Source organism: Streptomyces sp. CB01580 (genome assembly GCF_001905795.1).
GTDB lineage: Bacteria > Actinomycetota > Actinomycetes > Streptomycetales > Streptomycetaceae > Streptomyces.
Genome location: NZ_LIXJ01000003.1, coordinates 261,753 through 279,680, shown reverse-complemented (window position 1 = coordinate 279,680; position 17,928 = coordinate 261,753). Strand labels below are relative to the sequence as shown.

General features: G+C 72.3%; 15 protein-coding genes. 8 read left to right on the top strand and 7 right to left on the bottom strand.

Annotated elements, in window-relative coordinates:
- Nucleotides 1-39: 39 nt before the first annotated feature.
- The 5 genes from AMK22_RS06280 to AMK22_RS06260 all read right to left on the bottom strand — a co-directional run bounded on the left by AMK22_RS06280 (nucleotide 40) and on the right by AMK22_RS06260 (nucleotide 6,845).
- Nucleotides 40-3,183, bottom strand: a complete 3,144-nt coding sequence (locus AMK22_RS06280; RefSeq protein WP_073782220.1) for an efflux RND transporter permease subunit — start codon at nucleotides 3,181-3,183, stop codon at nucleotides 40-42.
- 251 nt (nucleotides 3,184-3,434) lie between these two features.
- Complete coding sequence (locus AMK22_RS06275; RefSeq protein ID WP_073782219.1) at nucleotides 3,435-4,133, bottom strand: response regulator transcription factor; 699 nt, start codon at nucleotides 4,131-4,133, stop codon at nucleotides 3,435-3,437.
- A complete protein-coding gene (locus AMK22_RS06270; RefSeq protein WP_073782218.1) occupies nucleotides 4,130-5,494 on the bottom strand; it encodes a sensor histidine kinase in 1,365 nt (454 codons plus the stop codon). The genes AMK22_RS06275 and AMK22_RS06270 overlap by 4 nt, the downstream gene beginning before the upstream one ends.
- A gap of 280 nt (nucleotides 5,495-5,774) precedes the next feature.
- Nucleotides 5,775-6,053 (bottom strand): PspA-associated protein PspAA, encoded by a 279-nt coding sequence (pspAA, locus tag AMK22_RS06265; protein WP_073782217.1) that lies wholly within the window; start codon nucleotides 6,051-6,053, stop codon nucleotides 5,775-5,777.
- Between the two features lie 9 nt (nucleotides 6,054-6,062).
- Nucleotides 6,063-6,845 carry a PspA/IM30 family protein gene (locus AMK22_RS06260; protein ID WP_073782216.1) on the bottom strand — a complete coding sequence of 261 codons (783 nt, stop codon included), beginning with the start codon at nucleotides 6,843-6,845 and terminating at the stop codon, nucleotides 6,063-6,065.
- A gap of 316 nt (nucleotides 6,846-7,161) precedes the next feature.
- Between AMK22_RS06260 and AMK22_RS06255 the strand changes: the two genes are divergently transcribed.
- The 3 genes from AMK22_RS06255 to AMK22_RS06245 all read left to right on the top strand — a co-directional run bounded on the left by AMK22_RS06255 (nucleotide 7,162) and on the right by AMK22_RS06245 (nucleotide 9,928).
- On the top strand, nucleotides 7,162-7,761 hold the full coding sequence (locus AMK22_RS06255) for a DUF3043 domain-containing protein (protein ID WP_073782215.1): 600 nt from the start codon (nucleotides 7,162-7,164) through the stop codon (nucleotides 7,759-7,761).
- Nucleotides 7,762-7,874: 113 nt separating this feature from the next.
- Nucleotides 7,875-8,609: a class I SAM-dependent methyltransferase gene (locus AMK22_RS06250; RefSeq protein ID WP_079185947.1), complete on the top strand. Its 735-nt coding sequence runs from the start codon at nucleotides 7,875-7,877 to the stop codon at nucleotides 8,607-8,609.
- 224 nt (nucleotides 8,610-8,833) lie between these two features.
- A complete protein-coding gene (locus AMK22_RS06245; protein WP_073782213.1) occupies nucleotides 8,834-9,928 on the top strand; it encodes a S1C family serine protease in 1,095 nt (364 codons plus the stop codon).
- A gap of 497 nt (nucleotides 9,929-10,425) precedes the next feature.
- Here AMK22_RS06245 and AMK22_RS06240 read toward each other — a convergent pair whose 3' ends face one another.
- Nucleotides 10,426-10,644 carry a hypothetical protein gene (locus tag AMK22_RS06240; RefSeq protein WP_073782212.1) on the bottom strand — a complete coding sequence of 73 codons (219 nt, stop codon included), beginning with the start codon at nucleotides 10,642-10,644 and terminating at the stop codon, nucleotides 10,426-10,428.
- Between the two features lie 376 nt (nucleotides 10,645-11,020).
- Here AMK22_RS06240 and AMK22_RS06235 point away from each other — a divergent pair, with 376 nt between their 5' ends.
- The 5 genes from AMK22_RS06235 (at nucleotide 11,021) to AMK22_RS39410 (ending at nucleotide 17,145) form a co-directional block, all read left to right on the top strand.
- Nucleotides 11,021-12,223 carry a bifunctional adenosylcobinamide kinase/adenosylcobinamide-phosphate guanylyltransferase gene (locus AMK22_RS06235; RefSeq protein ID WP_073782211.1) on the top strand — a complete coding sequence of 401 codons (1,203 nt, stop codon included), beginning with the start codon at nucleotides 11,021-11,023 and terminating at the stop codon, nucleotides 12,221-12,223.
- A gap of 89 nt (nucleotides 12,224-12,312) precedes the next feature.
- Nucleotides 12,313-13,167, top strand: coding sequence for a class I SAM-dependent methyltransferase (locus AMK22_RS06230; protein ID WP_073782210.1), 855 nt, complete (start codon nucleotides 12,313-12,315; stop codon nucleotides 13,165-13,167).
- Between the two features lie 157 nt (nucleotides 13,168-13,324).
- The gene (gene cobT, locus AMK22_RS06225) at nucleotides 13,325-14,488 is read left to right on the top strand and encodes a nicotinate-nucleotide--dimethylbenzimidazole phosphoribosyltransferase (protein WP_073782209.1); all 1,164 of its coding nucleotides are present in this window, start codon (nucleotides 13,325-13,327) and stop codon (nucleotides 14,486-14,488) included.
- 114 nt (nucleotides 14,489-14,602) lie between these two features.
- Nucleotides 14,603-16,405, top strand: a complete 1,803-nt coding sequence (locus AMK22_RS06220; RefSeq protein WP_107430482.1) for a phosphatidylglycerol lysyltransferase domain-containing protein — start codon at nucleotides 14,603-14,605, stop codon at nucleotides 16,403-16,405.
- On the top strand, nucleotides 16,402-17,145 hold the full coding sequence (locus tag AMK22_RS39410) for a hypothetical protein (protein WP_158072025.1): 744 nt from the start codon (nucleotides 16,402-16,404) through the stop codon (nucleotides 17,143-17,145). The genes AMK22_RS06220 and AMK22_RS39410 overlap by 4 nt, the downstream gene beginning before the upstream one ends.
- On the opposite strand, the gene AMK22_RS06210 is transcribed toward AMK22_RS39410, so the two are convergent.
- Nucleotides 17,085-17,849 (bottom strand): hypothetical protein, encoded by a 765-nt coding sequence (locus AMK22_RS06210; protein WP_073782208.1) that lies wholly within the window; start codon nucleotides 17,847-17,849, stop codon nucleotides 17,085-17,087. The genes AMK22_RS39410 and AMK22_RS06210 overlap by 61 nt on opposite strands.
- Nucleotides 17,850-17,928 lie beyond the last annotated feature (79 nt).

The following is a 17,928-nucleotide window of genomic DNA, read 5'->3' as shown; positions in this document are numbered from 1 at the left end:
TGAACGTGGGACAGGCCGTCGCCGTCTTCAGCAGATCGGCTACACGCCCGACGGCTCCGCCGTGCGCGTCTCCTCGGACGGGAGCGGGGTGCCCGTCTTCCCGGCGCGCTTGTCCGCCTTCTTCTTCGCGCGGCGCTCCTTGCGGAGTTCGACCATCGCGTAGAGCGTCGGAACCAGGAGCAGCGTCAGCAGGGTCGAGGTGATCAGACCGCCGATCACCACCACCGCGAGCGGCTGCGAGATGAAGCCGCCCTCGCCGGTGACGCCGAGCGCCATCGGGAGCAGGGCGAAGATCGTCGCGAGCGCCGTCATCAGGATCGGGCGGAGGCGGTGGCGTCCGCCCTCGACGATCGCCTCGACGATGCCCAGGCCCTGGGCGCGGTACTGGTTGATCAGGTCGATCAGGACGATCGCGTTGGTGACCACGATGCCGATGAGCATCAGCATGCCGATCATCGCCGGGACGCCCATCGGGGTGCCGGTGAGGACGAGCAGGCCGAGCGCGCCGGTGGCCGCGAACGGGATGGAGACCAGGAGGATCAGCGGCTGGACGAGGGACCGGAAGGTCGCCACGAGCAGCATGAACACGATCGCGATCGCGGCCAGCATGGCGAGGCCGAGCTTCAGGAACGCGTCGCTCTGGTCCTCGGAGAGACCACCGATGGTGGCCGTGGCGCCGTCCGGGAGCTTCAGGGCGTTGATCTTGTTCTGGAGCTCGGTGCCGATCGCGCCGGTGTTGTCACCGACCGGGCGGGCCGTGATGGTCGCCGCGCGCTGGCCGTCGATACGGGTCTTCGAGACCGGTCCTGGGACCAGTTCGACGTCCGCGATCTGGCCGAGCGTGACCGGGCCGAGGGGGAGCTTCTTCAGCTCGGCCATCGTGGTGGCCGGGTGGGCGGAGGTGACGACGACGTCGCGCTCGGTGTCGCCCATGATGGCCTTGCCGGCCGGGGTGCCGCTCACCGCTCCGGCGACGACCGCGCCCAGCGAGGTCTGGTCGAAGCCGGCATCCGCCGCCTCGGCGTTGGCCTTGACGGAGATCCTGGGGACGCTCTGCGCGAGGTCGCTCTGGACGTCGGTGACGTCCTTCAGCTCGGCGACCTCGGCCCGTACCTGCTCGGCCGCCTTCTTCAGGACGTCCGCGTCGGCGGCCTTGACCACCACGGCCAGATCCTGGCTGCCGAAGCCGTTGCCCGCCGACATGGTGGTGTCGCCGATGCCGTCGAGCTTGCCGAACTCGGTCTCCAGGCGCTTGCGTACGGCCTCGGCGTCGCCCGCGTCCTTCAGGGTGATCTGGTAGGACGCCTGGTTGGCGCCCGTGCCGCCGCCGAAGGCCGCCATGAAGCCGGAGGAACCGACGGTGACCTGGTAGTCCTTGACACCCTTCTCGTCCTGGAGGACCTTCTCGACCTTCCTGGCCGCCGCGTCCGTGGCCGCCAGGCTGGTGCCGGGCGCCAGCTTCTGCGTGACGGACAGGACCTCCTGCTCGCCCGGGTCGAAGAAGTTGGTCTTGAGCAGCGGCGCCATGCCGAAGGTGCCGAACAGCACCGCGAACGCGATGACGATGCTGGTGATCCGGCGCCGGGTGGCGAACTGCAGGACCGGGACGTACAGCCGCTGGAGCCGACTGCGGGCTTCCTGCTCCTCGGCCTGGCGGCGGGCCTCGTCCGGGTCCTGGGAGGTGCCCTTGGGGGCGCGCAGGAACCAGTACGACAGGACGGGGACGACGGTCAGCGAGACCAGCAGGGACGCCAGCAGGGCCGCGGTGACGGTCAGCGAGAACGAGCCGAAGAGTTCGCCGACCATGCCGCCGACGAGACCGATCGGCAGGAACACGGCGACCGTGGTGAGGGTCGAGGAGGTGACCGCGCCCGCCACTTCCTTGACGGCGGTGATGATCGCCGTCCGGCGTTCCTCGCCGTAGCCGAGGTGGCGCTTGATGTTCTCCAGTACCACGATCGAGTCGTCGACGACGCGGCCGATCGCGATGGTCAGCGCGCCGAGGGTGAGCATGTTGAGCGACAGGTCGCGGGTCCAGAGCACGAGCAGCGCGAGGACCACGGACAGCGGGATGGAGACCGCCGTGACCAGCGTGGAGCGCAGCGAGGCGAGGAAGAACAGGATCACCACGACGGCGAAGACCAGGCCGAGCGCACCCTCGGTGGTGAGGCCGGATATGGCCTTGGAGACGGCGGGGCCCTGGTCGGAGACGATGGTCAGCTCGGCACCGGAACCGAGGTCCCCCCGCAGGTCGGGAAGCTTGTCCTTGACCGCGTCGGAGATGGCGACGGCGCTGCCGTCCTTGTCCATCGTGGCCATCACGGCGAGGCTCGGCTTGCCGTTGGTGCGGGTGAGGGAGACCGCGGTGGCCGGCTCCTGCTTCACGGTGGCGACGTCACCGACCCGGACGGCCTTGCCGGACTTGCCCGTGGCCGGGTCGGTCGCGGTGACCTTCAGGTCCTCGATCTGCTTCAGCGACGTGAACTGCCCGCCCACCTGGACGGTGCGGCTCTTGCCCGACTCGGAGAAGGAACCGGCCGGGATCGTCGCCCCGCCCGCCTTGAGCGCCTGGGAGAGCGTCATGGCGTTCAGACCGGACGCCGCGAGCTTCTGGTCGTCGGGGGTGATGGAGACCTGGATGTCCCGCACACCGCTCACGGAGACCTGGCCGACGCCCTCGATGTCCTCCAGCGCGGGAACGACCGTGCGGTCGAGCTGGTCGGCGAGCGCCTGCTGGTCCTTGTCGGAGGTGACGGCGAGGACGACGGTCGGCATGTCGTCCGTCGAACCGGCCACGACCTGCGGGTCCACGGTGTCGGGCAGCTGGGCCCGGGCGCGGTTCACCGCCTGCTGGATGTCGGCGACGAGCTGCTTGGTGCCCTCGCTGCCGAAGTCGAAGGACGCCATGACGACGGCGTTGCCCTCGCTCGCGGTCGAGGTGATGCCGGTGACGCCGTCGACCGCCTTGATGGAGTTCTCCAGCGGCTCGACGACCTGCTTCTCGACCACGTCGGGCGACGCGCCCTGGTAGGGGGCGAGCACCGACACCATCGGAAGGTCGATGGTGGGCAGCAGCTGCTGCTTGAGCTGCGGTATCGCGATCGCGCCGAAGACGAGGGCGACGATCGATATCAGTCCGATCAGGGCTCGTTGCGCGAGGCTGAATCTGGACAGCCAGGACATGGGTGGTGGTCTCTCTTCTGTGGCTTGCGCGGCAGGTGGGCGGCGGGTGGCTGGGGAACGGACCCGGCCCACGTACACGATCCCTCATGACCGGACCCGGAAGCCTCGGCCCCTGGGTCGCTTTCTTATGCTCCGCATACCGCAGCTGGAGTACGTCCTTTCTCCACCTCTCGCTGCACCCCGGGCGGCCTGCCTCTCCACCCCTGGGAGCACCCGCCCCCGCGACCGCCCGCTCCATCCGGGCTGCGTCCTCATTCCGCGCGGGGCCGCACCAGTCCCGATTCGTAGGCGATGACCACCAGCTGCGCCCGGTCCCGCGCGCCGAGCTTCGCCATCGCCCGGTTCACATGGGTCTTGACGGTGAGTGGGCTGACGGCGAGCCGTTCGGCGATCTCGTCGTTGGAATGCCCGCCCGCGACGAGGACGAGGACCTCGCGTTCCCGGCCGGTGAGCGCGGAGAGCCGCTCGGAGTACTCGGTGGCGCCCGCCCCCTGGCCGCCGCCCGAACCGCCGCCCTGCGCGAGGAAGGTGGCGATCAGGCCCTTGGTCGCGGCCGGTGAGAGGAGAGCCTCGCCCGCGGCCGCGATACGGATGGCGGCGAGGAGTTCGTCCGGCTCCGCGCCCTTCCCGAGGAAACCGGACGCCCCGGCCCGCAGCGACTGCACCACGTACTCGTCCACCTCGAAGGTGGTCAGCATGACGACCCGCACACCCGTCAGTTCCGGGTCGGCGCTGATCATGCGGGTCGCGGCGAGGCCGTCCGTGCCGGGCATCCGGATGTCCATCAGCACCACGTCGGCGCGGGTCGAGCGGGCGAGTTCCACGGCCTGGGCGCCGTCCGCCGCCTCCCCGACCACCACCATGTCGGTCTCCGAGTCGACCAGCACCCGGAACGCGCTGCGCAGCAATGCCTGGTCGTCCACGAGCAGCACCCTGATGGGCGGTGTCATGCGTTCTCGTCCTCCCCCGTCCGGCCGGTCCGGCCCGCGGCGCCCGCCGCACCCGCCGTGCCCGGCGCGTCCCGTTCGTCCGGCTCCGCCGTACGCGCCTCGACGGGCAGGATCGCATGGACGCGGAATCCGCCGCCGTAGCGGGGCCCGGCGGTGAGGGTGCCGTTGAGCGCGGTGACGCGTTCCCGCATGCCGAGCAGGCCATGACCGCCGCCACCCCCACGCGAGTCGTGTCCATCGCCACGCGAGTCGGGTCCACCGCCCGATTCGGGTCCACCGCCGCGCGCCTCGTGACCGCCGCCCGGTCCGTTGTCGATCACGGTGATCTCCACGACGGCTCCGACGCGCACGACGCTGACCTCGGCCTTCGCGCCCGGCCCCGCGTGCTTGCGGACGTTGGTCAGGGCCTCCTGGATCACCCGGTACGCGGCCAGGTCGACGGCCGCGGGCAGCGTGGGCCGCCCGTCCGCACAGGCCACCTCCACCGCGAGGCCGGCCCGCCGCACGGTGTCCACCAGTTCTTCGAGGACCGCGAGCCCGGGGGCCGGTTCGGTCGGCGCGGCCGGGTCGCCGGACTGCCGCAACAGGCCGACGGTGGCCCGGAGTTCGTCGAGCGCGGACCGGCTGGCCTCCCGGACGTGGGCCAGCGCCTCCTTGGCCTGGTCGGGGCGCCGGTCCATGACATGGGCGGCCACCCCCGCCTGCACGTTGACGAGCGCGATGTGGTGGGCGACCACGTCGTGCAGATCGCGGGCGATCCTCAGCCGCTCCTCCGCGACCCGGCGCCGGGCCTCCTCGTCCCGGGTCCGCTCGGCACGTTCGGCGCGCTCCCTGATCGCGTCGACGAAGGCACGCCGGGAGCGGACGGCGTCCCCCGCCGTGCAGGCCATGCCGATCCAGGCGAAGACCCCGAAGTTCTCCTGCCCGTACCAGGGGCCGGCACCGAAGCACATGGCCGTGACGGTCAGCGCGACCGCCATGAGCGCACCGACCCGCCAGGTGGTGGGCCGGTCGGTGCGCGCGGCGACGGTGTACAGCGCGATGGCGTTGGTCATCACCACGGGCGAGGGCGGATCGGAGACCACCAGTTCGACGACGGACGGCACGGTGGTGACGACCAGCACCGCTATCGGCCGACGCCGCCGCCAGACCAGCGCCGCGGCACCGATCGCCATCAGCAGCACATCGCCGGTGTCCGGGCTGCGGGCGGCCATGCCCGAGCCGTCGGGCACGCCGGGATGGACGAACGACACGGTGAGCATCGTCAGGAGGGCGGCCAGCGCGAGCGCGGCGTCCATGGCCAGAGGATGGTCGCGCAGCCAGTTCCGGGCGCGCGGAACGCCGGTTCCGAGGGTGGTCACGTCGGGCTACGTTACGGCGTGTCGCGCCTGGTCCGGCCCGGTCGCCGGAAGGTTCCGGACACGACCGTGCCCCGGGTCCCCGGCGGACCGGCGCCCCAGAGCACGAGCCGACGCGCGGGCCGACGGGCGGCGCCGTACGGACACGGGCCCGTACGGCGCGGATGCCCGCGACACGGATGCCCGCGACACGGATGCGTGCGGGCGCGGATGCGTGCGGCACGACCCCGTACCCGTGCGGGTACGGGGTCGTGCCGGTGCTGGAGGGCGAGGGGCGCGCGTGTCAGCCGGGGATCAGACCCTCGTCACGGAGCATCGCGCGCACCTCTTCGAGAGTCGCGTCGGGCGACGGCAGGATCAGATCGGACGGTTCCAGGGAGTCGTCCGGCAACGGCGTACCGAGTTCGCGCACCTTGTCCAGGAGCGCGTGGAGGGTGGAGCGGAAGGCCGGGCCGTCGCCGTTCTCCATCTCGGTCAGCAGTTCGTCGTCGAGCTCGTCGAGTTCGGCGAGATGACTGTCGGCCAGGGCGACCTGGCCCTCCCCCATGATCCGTACGATCATGACGCTGCCTCAGCTCTTGTCGAACTTGTGCGGGGACTGGGACGCCTGCCGCTGTGCCGCGTCCTGCGGGCCGCCCTCGATCGCCTGCTGCGGGGCGGAACCGCCGGCCAGTTCGGCCTTCATGCGCTGGAGCTCCAGTTCCACGTCCGTACCACCGGAGATCCGGTCCAGCTCGGCCGCGATGTCGTCCTTGGCCGTGCCGGTCGGGTCGTCCAGGGCGCCGGACGCGAGCAGTTCGTCGATCGCGCCGGCCCGGGCCTGGAGCTGCTGGGTCTTGTCCTCGGCCCGCTGGATCGCCAGACCGACGTCGCCCATCTCCTCCGAGATACCGGAGAACGCCTCGCCGATCCGGGTCTGCGCCTGGGCGGCGGTGTAGGTGGCCTTGATGGTCTCCTTCTTGGTGCGGAAGGCATCGACCTTGGCCTGGAGCCGCTGGGCGGCGAGGGTCAGCTTCTCCTCCTCGCCCTGCAGCGTGGAATGCTGCGTCTCCAGGTCGGTGACCTGCTGCTGGAGCGCGGCACGCCGGGACAGCGCCTCGCGGGCCAGGTCCTCCCGGCCGAGCGCGAGCGCCTTGCGGCCCTGGTCCTCCAGCTTGGCGGACTGCCCCTGCAGCTGGTTCAGCTGCAGTTCCAGCCGCTTGCGCGAGGTGGCCACGTCGGCGACACCGCGACGCACCTTCTGCAGCAGCTCCAGCTGCTTCTGATACGAGTAATCGAGGGTCTCGCGCGGATCCTCGGCCCGGTCAAGGGCCTTGTTCGCCTTCGCGCGGAAGATCATCCCCATACGCTTCATGACACCGCTCATGGGCTTCGCGCGCCCCCTTCTGACGGACTGAGCTCCAGCACTCCATACAGAACCCACAGTACGGGCCCTACCTCTATTACCGCACTGTTCGAGCACCGATGTGCTCCTCCCCAAGGACGACTGCGCCCGGTCGCCGGTCCGGCCCAGGGAGTAGGGCGGGTCCGGGGCCGCCGCGACATCCGGGACACCGCCGCCGTATCCGGGCGGGAAAACCCCCGGTGACGCCGGTGAGGACGCGGTCCGTTGCCGGATCGTTCCCGACCGGCCTGGGGTCGCGGCGAGCGACCCCGTACCCTTGGGCCTTGTGTTCCGTAGCCGTTCGAAGGAAGAGAAGGCGCCCACCGGCAAGGTGACGGCGGACCTCTCCAAGCAGCCCCGCGACCCGCAGGCCCCCAAGGGTCGCCCCACCCCCAAGCGCAGCGAGGCCCAGTCGCAGCGCCGTCGTGCCTCCAGCGGCGCGCCGCTGGACCGCAAGGAGGCCGTGCGGCGGCAGCGCGAGGCGCGCCGTGCGGACCTTGCGCGCCAGCGCGAGGCGCTGGCCAACGGCGACGAGCGCTATCTGCCGGTTCGCGACAAGGGGCCGGTGCGCCGCTTCGTGCGCGACTTCGTGGACTCGCGTTTCTGTGTCGCGGAGTTCTTCCTGCCGATGGCCGTGATCATTCTGATCCTCAGCGTGATCCAGGTGCAGAACATCCAGACCATCTCGCTGCTGCTCTGGCTCTTCGTGATCGTGCTGATCGTCGTCGACTCGATCGGCCTGGCGTTCCGTCTGCGGAAGCAGCTGAACGCACGCTTCCCCAACGCCCCCAAGCGCGGCGCGGTCGCGTACGGGCTGATGCGCACCCTCCAGATGCGCCGGCTCCGGCTGCCGAAGCCGCAGGTCAAGCGCGGAGAACGACCCTGAGCAAGGACACCTCCGGACCGGTCGGCGGTCCACCCGCCGGCCCGCCGGGCGACATCGCCCCCGTCACTGGTTTCTCGGGAGCGGGCTCGACATGGCTGAAAGGGCTCGGGGGGTTGCGCAACACGGTCCGCCAGGAGCTCGTCGCCCGCCAGATCGACGAGCAGATCGCGGCCCGTTTCCCGGTCGGTCAACGGCTGCGCGTCCTCGACGTCGGCATGGGGCAGGGCACCCAGGCGCTGCGCCTGGCCAGGGCCGGCCACACCGTGACGGGCCTGGAGTCGGACACCGAAATGCTGCGGGTGGCGCGCGAGGCGCTCGGCGGCGAGCCCGCGGGCATCCGCGAACGGGTCCGGCTCATCGAGGGCGACGGCCTGGAGACCGGGGTGCACTTCCTGCCCGGCAGTTTCGACGTGGTGCTCTGCCACGGCGTGCTGATGTACGTCCGGGAGCCGGACGCGATGCTGGCCGGTCTGGCCCGGATGCTGGCCCCCGGCGGACTGCTCTCGCTGCTCGTACGGAACGCCGACGCGCTCGCGATGCGCCCCGGCAACGCCGGGGACTGGGACGCGGCGTCGGACGCCTTCGAGACGGACACGTACACCAACCGGCTCGGTCTCACGGTCCGCGCCGACCGGCTGGATGCCCTGACCGCCACGCTCGCCGGGATCGCGGCGCCCCTGCACGCCTGGTACGGGGTGCGCGTCTTCACGGACAACGTGAGCAACGACGTGGAGCTGCCGGCCGCCACCGAACTGGAGCGGCTGCTGGCCGTGGAGGACCGGGCCGGGCGGACGGATCCCTACCGCCGGGTGGCCGCGCTGCTGCATCTGTGCGGAGTGCGCGGCTGAGAACGGCCGCGCACGGTGCGCGACCGCGGATCCGCTGTGCGCGACCGGGTCTGCTGTGCGCGGTGCGCGACCGGGACCGGGACCGGCGATGGGCGGCCGGAGTCGTCGTCCTGTGCGTCGTCCCTGGTGAGCGGCCGGATCGGTCGCTCCGCTCGTCCCTGGCGGGGCACCCGGTCGGCGGAACCCGGCGGGCCGTCGGCGGGTGGCGAGGCGATGATCCGGACATGGACGCATTCCACTCCCGCCACCGCTCGCGTCGACTGCTGCTCCCCCTGACCACGGGTCTCTGCGCGATCGCCCTGGTGAGCGGCTGTTCGGGCGAGGGCTACGGTTCACCCGAGCCCGGCGTCACCACGACGGCCTCGTCGCGGCAGGGCCCCGTGTCCCAGCCGTCCGGCGACGATCTCCAGGCCCAGTACGAGGCCGTGATCAAGAACGTGCTGCCGTCGGTCGTGCAGATCCAGGCTTCCAACAGCCTGGGCTCCGGCGTCGTCTACGACTCCAAGGGCCATATCGTCACCAACGCCCACGTGGTCGGCGCGGAGCGACGGTTCCGGGTCACGGTCGCCACCGGCGAGAAGCCCCAGGGTGCCTCGCTGGTGGCGGCGTACCCCCAACAGGATCTGGCCGTCATCAAGCTCGACACCGTGCCGAAGGGGCTGAGGGCCGCCACGTTCGGCGATTCGGAGAAGGTCGAGGTGGGGCAGATCGTGCTGGCGATGGGCTCGCCGCTCGGTCTGTCGTCGAGCGTCACCCAGGGCATCGTCTCCGCGGTCGGCCGGACCGTCAGCGAGGGCAGCTCGGGCGGCGGGACCGGCGCGACGATCGCGAACATGGTGCAGACCTCGGCCGCGATCAACCCGGGGAACAGCGGGGGCGCGCTGGTCAACCTGAACAGCGAGGTGATCGGCATCCCGACACTGGCGGCGACGGACCCCGATCTGGGTGGCGGCGCGGCGCCGGGGATCGGGTTCGCGATTCCGGCGTCGATGGTGAAGACGATCGCCGACCAGATCATCAGGTACGGCCGGGTCATCGACTCCGGCCGGGCCGCCCTGAACATCACCGGGCGCACGGTCGTCGACCAGAACTACCAGCCGGCCGGGGTGGCACTGGTGGAGGTGACGAGGGGCGGAGCCGCGGAGAAGGCGGGGCTCCGGGCCGGCGACGTCATCACCAGGATCAACGACACACCGATCACGACGATCACCTCCCTGTCGGAGGCGCTGGCCTCGGACAAGCCCGGCCAGAAGGTCACGGTGACGTACCGCCGCAACGGGCGGGAGGCGACGGCCCGGGTCATGCTGGGCGAGATCTAGTGCTGTGACCGGCAAGGTTTGCCCGGAAGGAGCGTCGTCCGGTGCGTGCGATCGCAAGGCGGCCGAAAGCCCTCGTAGCGGGCTACGTGGGCTTTCGGCCAACGCCGCGAGCGTGCGTGCCGGACGGTGCGACGGGGCAAACGTTGCCGGTCACGGCACTAGTGCTGTGACCGGGACGGTTTGCCGGTGAACCTTCCCGGTCACAGCACTAGCGCCGCTCCCGGCACTGGTCCGTGCCGTCGAACTGCCGTCGGCGCCGGGCGGGCCCCGCCACGAGGCAAGGGCCCGGCGACGCGGCGACCGTACGAGCCCCGAGCGGGCCGTACGGTCGCGGCGTGCCGGGCCGGACCGGCGGACGATCTCCCGATGGCGTGCGATCTCCCGGTACGGGCCGCGCGACCGGCTGCACCTCGGACCGGACGCACTTCGACCGGGCTGTGCTTCGGTCGGCCGCGCCCGTCGTCGCGTGCCGGGGCAGGGCCGCCCGGGGAAGGCGGTCAGACCTGTTCCGCCCGGTCGGCGTTGAGGCTCATGGGTCCGTAGACCTCGGTGGTGTCCTCGAAGAGCCTCACCTGCTCCGTCCCGCCGTCGAGGAGCTCCTTCCAGTTCTCACCGATCCAGGACTCCGCGTCGCCCTGCGTGGTGAATTCCTCCGGCCGCAGGGCCGGCTCCGTCTCCGTGCCGTCGGACTTCTCGAACCGCCATGTCCACGCCATGCCCGCCTCCTGGATCGCTCTGCTGCCCGCAGCCTAGGCCCTGTCGTCGAACCGCCGCCCGCCACGCACGCTCACGGCCTCGCCGGGGTCGTCCTCATACGTCCGGTACGAGAACGATCCTCCGTCTCGCGCTCGCACGCACCGGACGCCTCACGGCCCGGCCTCCGGCCGGACGGCGGCAGTTCGGAGACAGGCCCTGGTCCGCCTCCCGGCGAAGTCTGCCCCGTCGCACGGCCCGGCACGCACCCTCGCGGCAGCGGCCCGGGCGGGGGTGGGCGCGCCGCGAGGGTCCGCGTCCGGCACGGGGCGGGGCGTGCGTCTGCCCGGTGAAAGCCCAGGCCGCGCATCGGCCGCGCGGACGCGGGAGGATCGGAACGTGGAACTGACTCTGCTCGGCACCGGCGCCCCCGACGGGCTGCCGAGGCCCGAATGCCCCTGTGCCGCCTGCGCGACCGCCCGTGGAACGCGTTCGCGGGCGGCGACCGCGCTGCTGGTCGACGACGCGCTGCTGCTCGACCTCACACCCGGCGCCGTGTTCGCCGCCGCCCGCGCGGGCCACTCGCTCACCGGGGTACGGCAGGTGCTGCTCACCCATCCGCACGACGGGCCCGCCGTGGAGCTGCCCGCCGGGCTGCCTCCCGCGGGTCGGGTGCCGGACGGACGGGAGCTGACGCTGATCAGCGGACACCGGGTGCGGGCGGTGGCGATGGACGCCCCGGGGACGGGTTACGAGGTGACCGGGCCGGAGGGTGTCCGGCTGCTCTACCTGCCGCCCGGCGCGGCTCCGTCCGGCCTCACGGACCGGGTGGCGCAGCCGTACGACGCCGTGGTCGGGGACGTGGTCGGGCGGCCGGACGCGGTGGCGCGGCTGCGGGCCGTCGAGGCGATCGGCCCGCACACCGAGATCATCGCCGTCCACGTGGACCACGACGCACCGCCCGGCGCCGAGCTGGACCGGCGGCTCGCGACCGCCGGGGCACGGGCCGTGCCGGACGGGACGACGCTGGTGGTGGGCGAGTACCGGACGCCGCCCCGGACGCCCCGGCGCACCCTGGTGACGGGTGGTGCCAGGTCCGGGAAGTCGGTGGAGGCCGAGCGGCGCCTGGAGACGTACCCCGAGGTGGTGTACGTGGCGACCGGGGGGACCCGGGAGGGGGACGCGGAGTGGGCGGTCCGGATCGGGCTGCACCGGGAGCGCAGGCCCGCCGCCTGGCGCACCGAGGAGACCTGTGAGCTGGTGGAACTGCTGGAGTCGGACGGTCCCCCGCTGCTGATCGACTGTCTGTCGCTGTGGCTGACGGACGCGATGGACCGGGTGGACGCCTGGGACGACACGGCGTGGGCGGGCGGCGGGCGCAGCGCGCTGCGCGAGCGGACCGCCGAACTGGTCGCCGCGGTGCGCGGGACGCGCCGCACGGTCGTCGCCGTGACCAACGAGACCGGCTCGGGCGTGGTGCCCGCGACGGCTGCCGGGCGGCGGTTCCGTGACGAACTGGGCCGGTTGAACGCGGCGTTCGCCGACGAGTGCGAACAGGTGCTGCTGGTCGTGGCCGGTCAGGCGCTGACGCTGCGCGGCTGACGGCGACGGCGACAGCGGCCGGAGCGCAGCGACGACGGACGTACGCGAGGAGGGGACGAGGAGAACGACCAGGACGAGGAGGAGCGGTCATGGCGCGGATACGACCGATGCTGAGCGGGGTCCCCGAGACCCTGCTGTGGACCCTCTACAACCGGGCGTACGAGGCGGGACGGCGCTATCCGGTGCTGGACGATCCGATGGCGCTCCGGCTGATGGAGGCGCTGGACTACCCCTTCGAGGAGCGGTTCGGCCGCCCGAACGCGTTCTACTCGCAGCTCCAGGGGCTGCGTTCGCGCTGCTTCGACCTGGCCGTGCAGGCGTACCTCGCCGAACGGCCCCGCGCCACCGTGGTCGCGCTCGGGGACGGCCTGGAGACCGGTTTCTGGCGGGTCGACAACGGTCTGCTGAACTGGCTGAGCGTGGACCTCCCGGAGGTCGCCGAACTGCGCCGGGAGCTGCTGCCGGCCTCGGACCGGTCGCGCGTCCTGGCCCGCTCGGCGACCGATCCGGCCTGGCTCGACGAGATCGAGGACCCGCGGGGCCGCGGCGTCGTCGTCACGGCGCAGGGGCTGCTGATGTATCTGCGTCCGGCGGAGGTGCGGGGGATCCTCGCCGCCTGTGCCGAGCGGCTGCCCGGCGGTGTCCTCGTCCTGGACTCGATGGCCCGCCGTCCGGCCGGGTACACGCTGACGGGGCGGTGGCGGGTCGGCGGGATGACCATTCCGCCGATGCGCTGGGCGATGGACCCCGGCGAGCGGCCCAAGCTGCGCGGCGCCCATCCGGGGATCACCGAGGTGCGGGCGCTGCGGCTGCCGCGCGGGCGGGGCGCGATGGGCGAACTGATCCGGCTCCAGTCGCTGCTGCCGGGGGTGCGGGCGCTGACGCCCGCGATCACGCGGCTGGGGTTCGGGGACTTCGGGGACACGGGTCCGGCCCCGCGATGACGCGGCCGTCGCACGACGGCCGGGCACCGCGCCGGACGCGGAGCCTCGTGGCGGCCGGGGACCGGAAACGCTCCGGGTACTGTTCCGCAGTGGGCCCGCCGCCGGGCCCGCGGCCCCATCACGTATCACCGACGTATCGACCCGCGAGGCAGATCCCGTGAATCTGGACGACTTCTCCGACCTGATCGAACGCCCCGACGGCGGCGTACGGCGCGATGCCGAGGAACGCCGGGAGCGCCTGGTCGTCCCGCCGAGCGCGCTCGGCCGCCTGGACGAGCTGGGCGAGTGGCTCTCGGCCGCCCAGCAGTCCGTTCCGGTCAAGGCCATCGAGCGGCCGCGCGTGGTGCTCTTCGCCGGTGATCACGGGGTGGCCGAGCTGGGGGTCTCGGGGCGTGCGGCCGGCAGCGCGCACGAACTGGTGCGGGCCACGCTGGAGGGCGCGACCCCGCTCGCCGTGCTGGCCCGGCAGTTCTCCGTACCGGTGCGGATCGTGGACGCCGGACTGGACTGCGATCCGGAGCTGCTGCCCGAGTCCGTGGTCCGCCACCGGGTGCGGCGGGGCAGCGGCCGGATCGACGTCGAGGACGCGCTGACGGCCGAGGAGGCCGAGCGGGCGGTACGGCTCGGCATGGCGATCGCCGACGAGGAGGCCGACTCGGGCACGGACCTGGTGGTGCTGGGCGATCTGAGCGTGGGCGGTACGACGGCGGCGGGCACGCTGATCGCGGCGCTGTGCGGCACGGACGCCTCGGTGGTCACCGGGCGCGGCGGAGCGGGCATCGACGACCTGGCGTGGATGCGCAAGTGCGCGGCGATCCGGGACGCGCTGCGGCGGGCCAGGCCGGTCCTCGGCGACCAGCTGGAGCTGCTGGCCGCGGTGGGCGGGGCGGACCTGGCGGCGACGACCGGGTTCCTGCTCCAGTGCGCGGTGCGCAGGCTGCCGGTGATCCTGGACGGTGTGGTCTCGGCGGCCTGTGCGCTGGTGGGCCAGCGGGCGGCCTTCCGGGCGCCGGACTGGTGGCTGGCGGGCCAGGCGAGCGGTGAGCCGGCACAGGCCAAGGCCCTGGACCGGATGGCGCTCAACCCGCTGCTGGATCACGGCGTCCTCGTGGGCGAGGGAAGCGGGGCCCTGCTCGCGCTCCCGCTGGTCCGGGCCGCGGCCGCGCTGGCGGCGGAGCTCCCCGAGCGCGCGTCCGACGCCGAGGAGGGCGACACCGGCGAGGAGTCCGGCGAGGACACCGAAAGCGGCGAGGGCGAGGACGCCGGGACCGAGGGGAGGAACGGCGTCGGTGGGAGGACCGGCGGGACGGCCGTCGGCTGACCGGCCCGGCGGGGCCCTGATCGGCGGCCGGCGGATCCGGCGGACCGTGGTCGACGGACATCGGCCGCGGCCCCGCTCTCTCACACGACGCGATGCACCATATGATCGCTTTTCATGGGAGAGGTCCGATTGTCCACCGTGGAATCCGGGCGGGACGGCACCCGGGCACCGAGCACCGTCCGGTCACGCCGCTGCGCCGCGTACACCATCTGGTACCTCCGGGTCGTCTCGTTCATCAATTTCCTGAGCGCGGTCTGGGTCACCCTCGGCAACGACCTGCGTCGCCACAACACCGCGAACCTCTTCACCCCCTACCTGCTCACCGCGGGATTCTCCTCCGGGGTGGTCGCACTCTTCCTGGCGATCACCATGCGCCGCCGCAAGCGGGCCGCGTGGATCGTGAACATGGTGGTGAGCAGCCTGCTGTTGCTGCTCTTCGCGCTGGTGATCCCGTTCCCTGAGGTGCGGCGGTACCCGCAGAACTGGGTGTCGCTGGCGCTGACCGCCGTGTTCGTCCTGGCGCTGCTCCTCGGACGGCGCGAGTTCTACGCGAAGGGCGACCGGTCCAACCCGAAGCTGGCCGCCCTCGTCGCGGGCGGCGGACTGCTGGTCACCTCACTGATCGCCGCGGGCCTGGTCACCCTCACCAACACCGCCCACGACGAGTACCGTTCGACGTTCCTGGACCGCTGGCGCTACGGCACGCTGCGCCTGGTGTCGATCGCCGAGAACGACGTGCACTACGACGGGATCACCACGCCCGGCTGGGTCGACGTCACCATCAACATCCTCTCCACGCTGCTGCTGATCGCCGTCGTGTACGCGGCGTTCCGGTCCCGTCGGGCGGTCGATCCGATCACTCCGCAGGACGAGGCCCGGCTGCGGGCGCTGCTCGACAGGCACGGGGAACGGGACTCGCTGGGCTACTTCGCGCTGCGCCGGGAGAAGAGCGTCGTCTGGTCGCCGACCGGCAAGGCGGCCGTCGCCTACCGGGTGGTCGGCGGGGTCTCGCTGGCCTCGGGGGATCCCATCGGCGACCCGGAGGCATGGCCGGGGGCGATCGTCCCGTGGCTGGACGAGGCCCGCGAGCACGGCTGGATCCCCGCGGTGATGGGGGCGAGCGAGGAGGGCGGCACGATCTATGCGCGCCACGGCCTCGACGCGCTGGAGCTGGGCGACGAGGCGATCGTGGAGACCGCCGAGTTCACCCTGGAGGGCCGGGCGATGCGAACCGTGCGCCAGGCGTACAACCGGGTCCGACGGGCCGGGTACACGGTGACCGTGCGCCGGCACGAGGACATCCCGGCGGACGAGATGGCCGAGCTGGTGCGCTGCGCCGACGACTGGCGGGGCGGGGAGACCGAGCGCGGCTTCTCGATGGCGCTGGGCCGGCTCGGTGATCCGGCCGACGGCCGGTGCGTGATACTCGAATGCCGTGACGCGCCCGGGAAGGAGGGCGGCCCCGGCAGGTTGCGGGCGCTGCTGAGCTTCGTCCCATGGGGGCCGCACGGTCTCTCGCTGGACCTGATGCGCCGTGACCGGGACTCCGAGAACGGGCTGGTCGAGTTCATGGTCATCGAACTCCTGCGACGCGCCGAGGAGATCGGGATCACTCAGGTCTCGCTCAACTTCGCGATGTTCCGGTCCGTCTTCGAGAGGGGTTCGCGGCTCGGCGCCGGACCGGTGCTGCGGCTGTGGCGCTCCATGCTCGGCTTCTTCTCGCGCTGGTGGCAGATCGAGTCGCTGTACCGTGCCAACGCCAAGTACCGGCCGATCTGGGAGCCGCGCTTCATGCTCTTCGAAAAGAGTGCCGACCTGCCCCGCATCGGTCTGGCCGCGGGCCGCGCCGAAGGGTTCCTGGAGGCGCCGGGACTGCCGAAGTGGCTGCACCGCTCGCAGCTCGGGGCGGGGGGATGAGACCCGGCCGCAGACTGCGCGGGGCGGCCCGACGCGAGTGGGAGCCACTGGCGCGGACCGTGCGCGCGGGGCTCGTGGCCGCCCGGCTGCGGGCCGTCCCCCTGACCCTCGCCGCGGTCTGCCTGACGGCGCTGCTGCACGCGGTGCAGAGCCGGCCCTGGGGGGTCGGGGCGGTGCGGGCGCTGGGGGCGGTGCGGGCCGAGGACCCGTTCTGGGCGGCCCTGCTGCGTACCCCGTTGTCGCTGTTCGTCCCGGCGCTCGACCTGCCGGTGTGGGGGGCGCTGGCGCAGATCCTGGTGGTGTTCGGGATCGCCGAGATCTGTCTGGGCCGGTGGCGCATGCTCGCCGTCGCGTACGTCACCACCCTGGCCGGGACGTTGTACGCGCGGATCGGCATCGCCCTGGGCCCGGACGGGCCGTTCGGGCTGCCCGCGTCCGACGCCCGGATCGTCGACACCGGCCCGTCGGCCGCGGTGGTCGGTCTCGCCGTGTACGTGTGCTGCGTCTACCGGGCGTGGTTCACCGGCGGGCTGGTGATCGTGGCGATGGTGGTCGAGGTGTTCCTCAAGAACAACCTGGCCGGGAAGGAGCATCTGGCGGCGATCGCCGCGGTGCTCGTGCTGTGCGTCGTCACGGTCGCCCGGCACCGGCGCCGGGGCCGTGACGCGGACCACCGCGCTCAGGAGTCGCGCCGTCCGCGGGCCGGGACCCGGTCCGGCGCGCCGCCGATGAGGTCCTGAAGTCTGCGGCGCGGCCCCGCCCAGCGCACGTCGTGGTGGTAGGCGCGCAGCACCGCCCGGGCGCGGGCCCGGTGCCGCCCGCGGTAGAACCGCCTCGCCCACACCGAGGTCGGCCGGGCCAGCCGGATCGCGCCGATCAGCGCGACGAACGGGACGAGGGTGCCGAGCACCGCCATCCGCGCCTTGCCCTTGAACAGGGCGATCAGCACGAAGCAGAAGTTGACGATCAGGGTCAGGGCGACCCCGAGCCTGCTCATCTGCTCGTCACTGCTCAGTTCGTTCACGCCGAGCGGCGAGAACCCGGCGAGGACCAGCAGCACGAGCGCCGCGGTGAGCACCACGACCTCGACGCTCTGCCGCCCCTCCTCGGTCCAGTACACGTCGTCGAGGTGAAGGATCAGAGCGAACTCGTCCAGCACCAGCCCCGCGCCCGTGCCGAAGATCACCGCACACACCGCGGCGCTGATGCCGTGGCGTCCGCTCGCGACCGCCCCGAAGCCGCCCACGACGCTCAGCACCACGCCCGGCACCACGTGATGGACGTGCAGCCCACCGGGCGTGATGTTGCGGAAGGGGCCCTTCCCCGCCCTGATCATCCGGGTGACGACCCGGGTGACGGCGAAGGTGAGCACGAAGGCGGCCAGCGCGAGGAGCAGGGGAAGCTTCCCCGGCTCGATGACGTTCCGGTCGAACCAGTGACCCATGCCACCCACCCCCGACAAGCCGCTTTCGTCATGGTTCGTCATGGTTGGCCGTGTTTCATCCGGCCTCCGTCCAATCTAT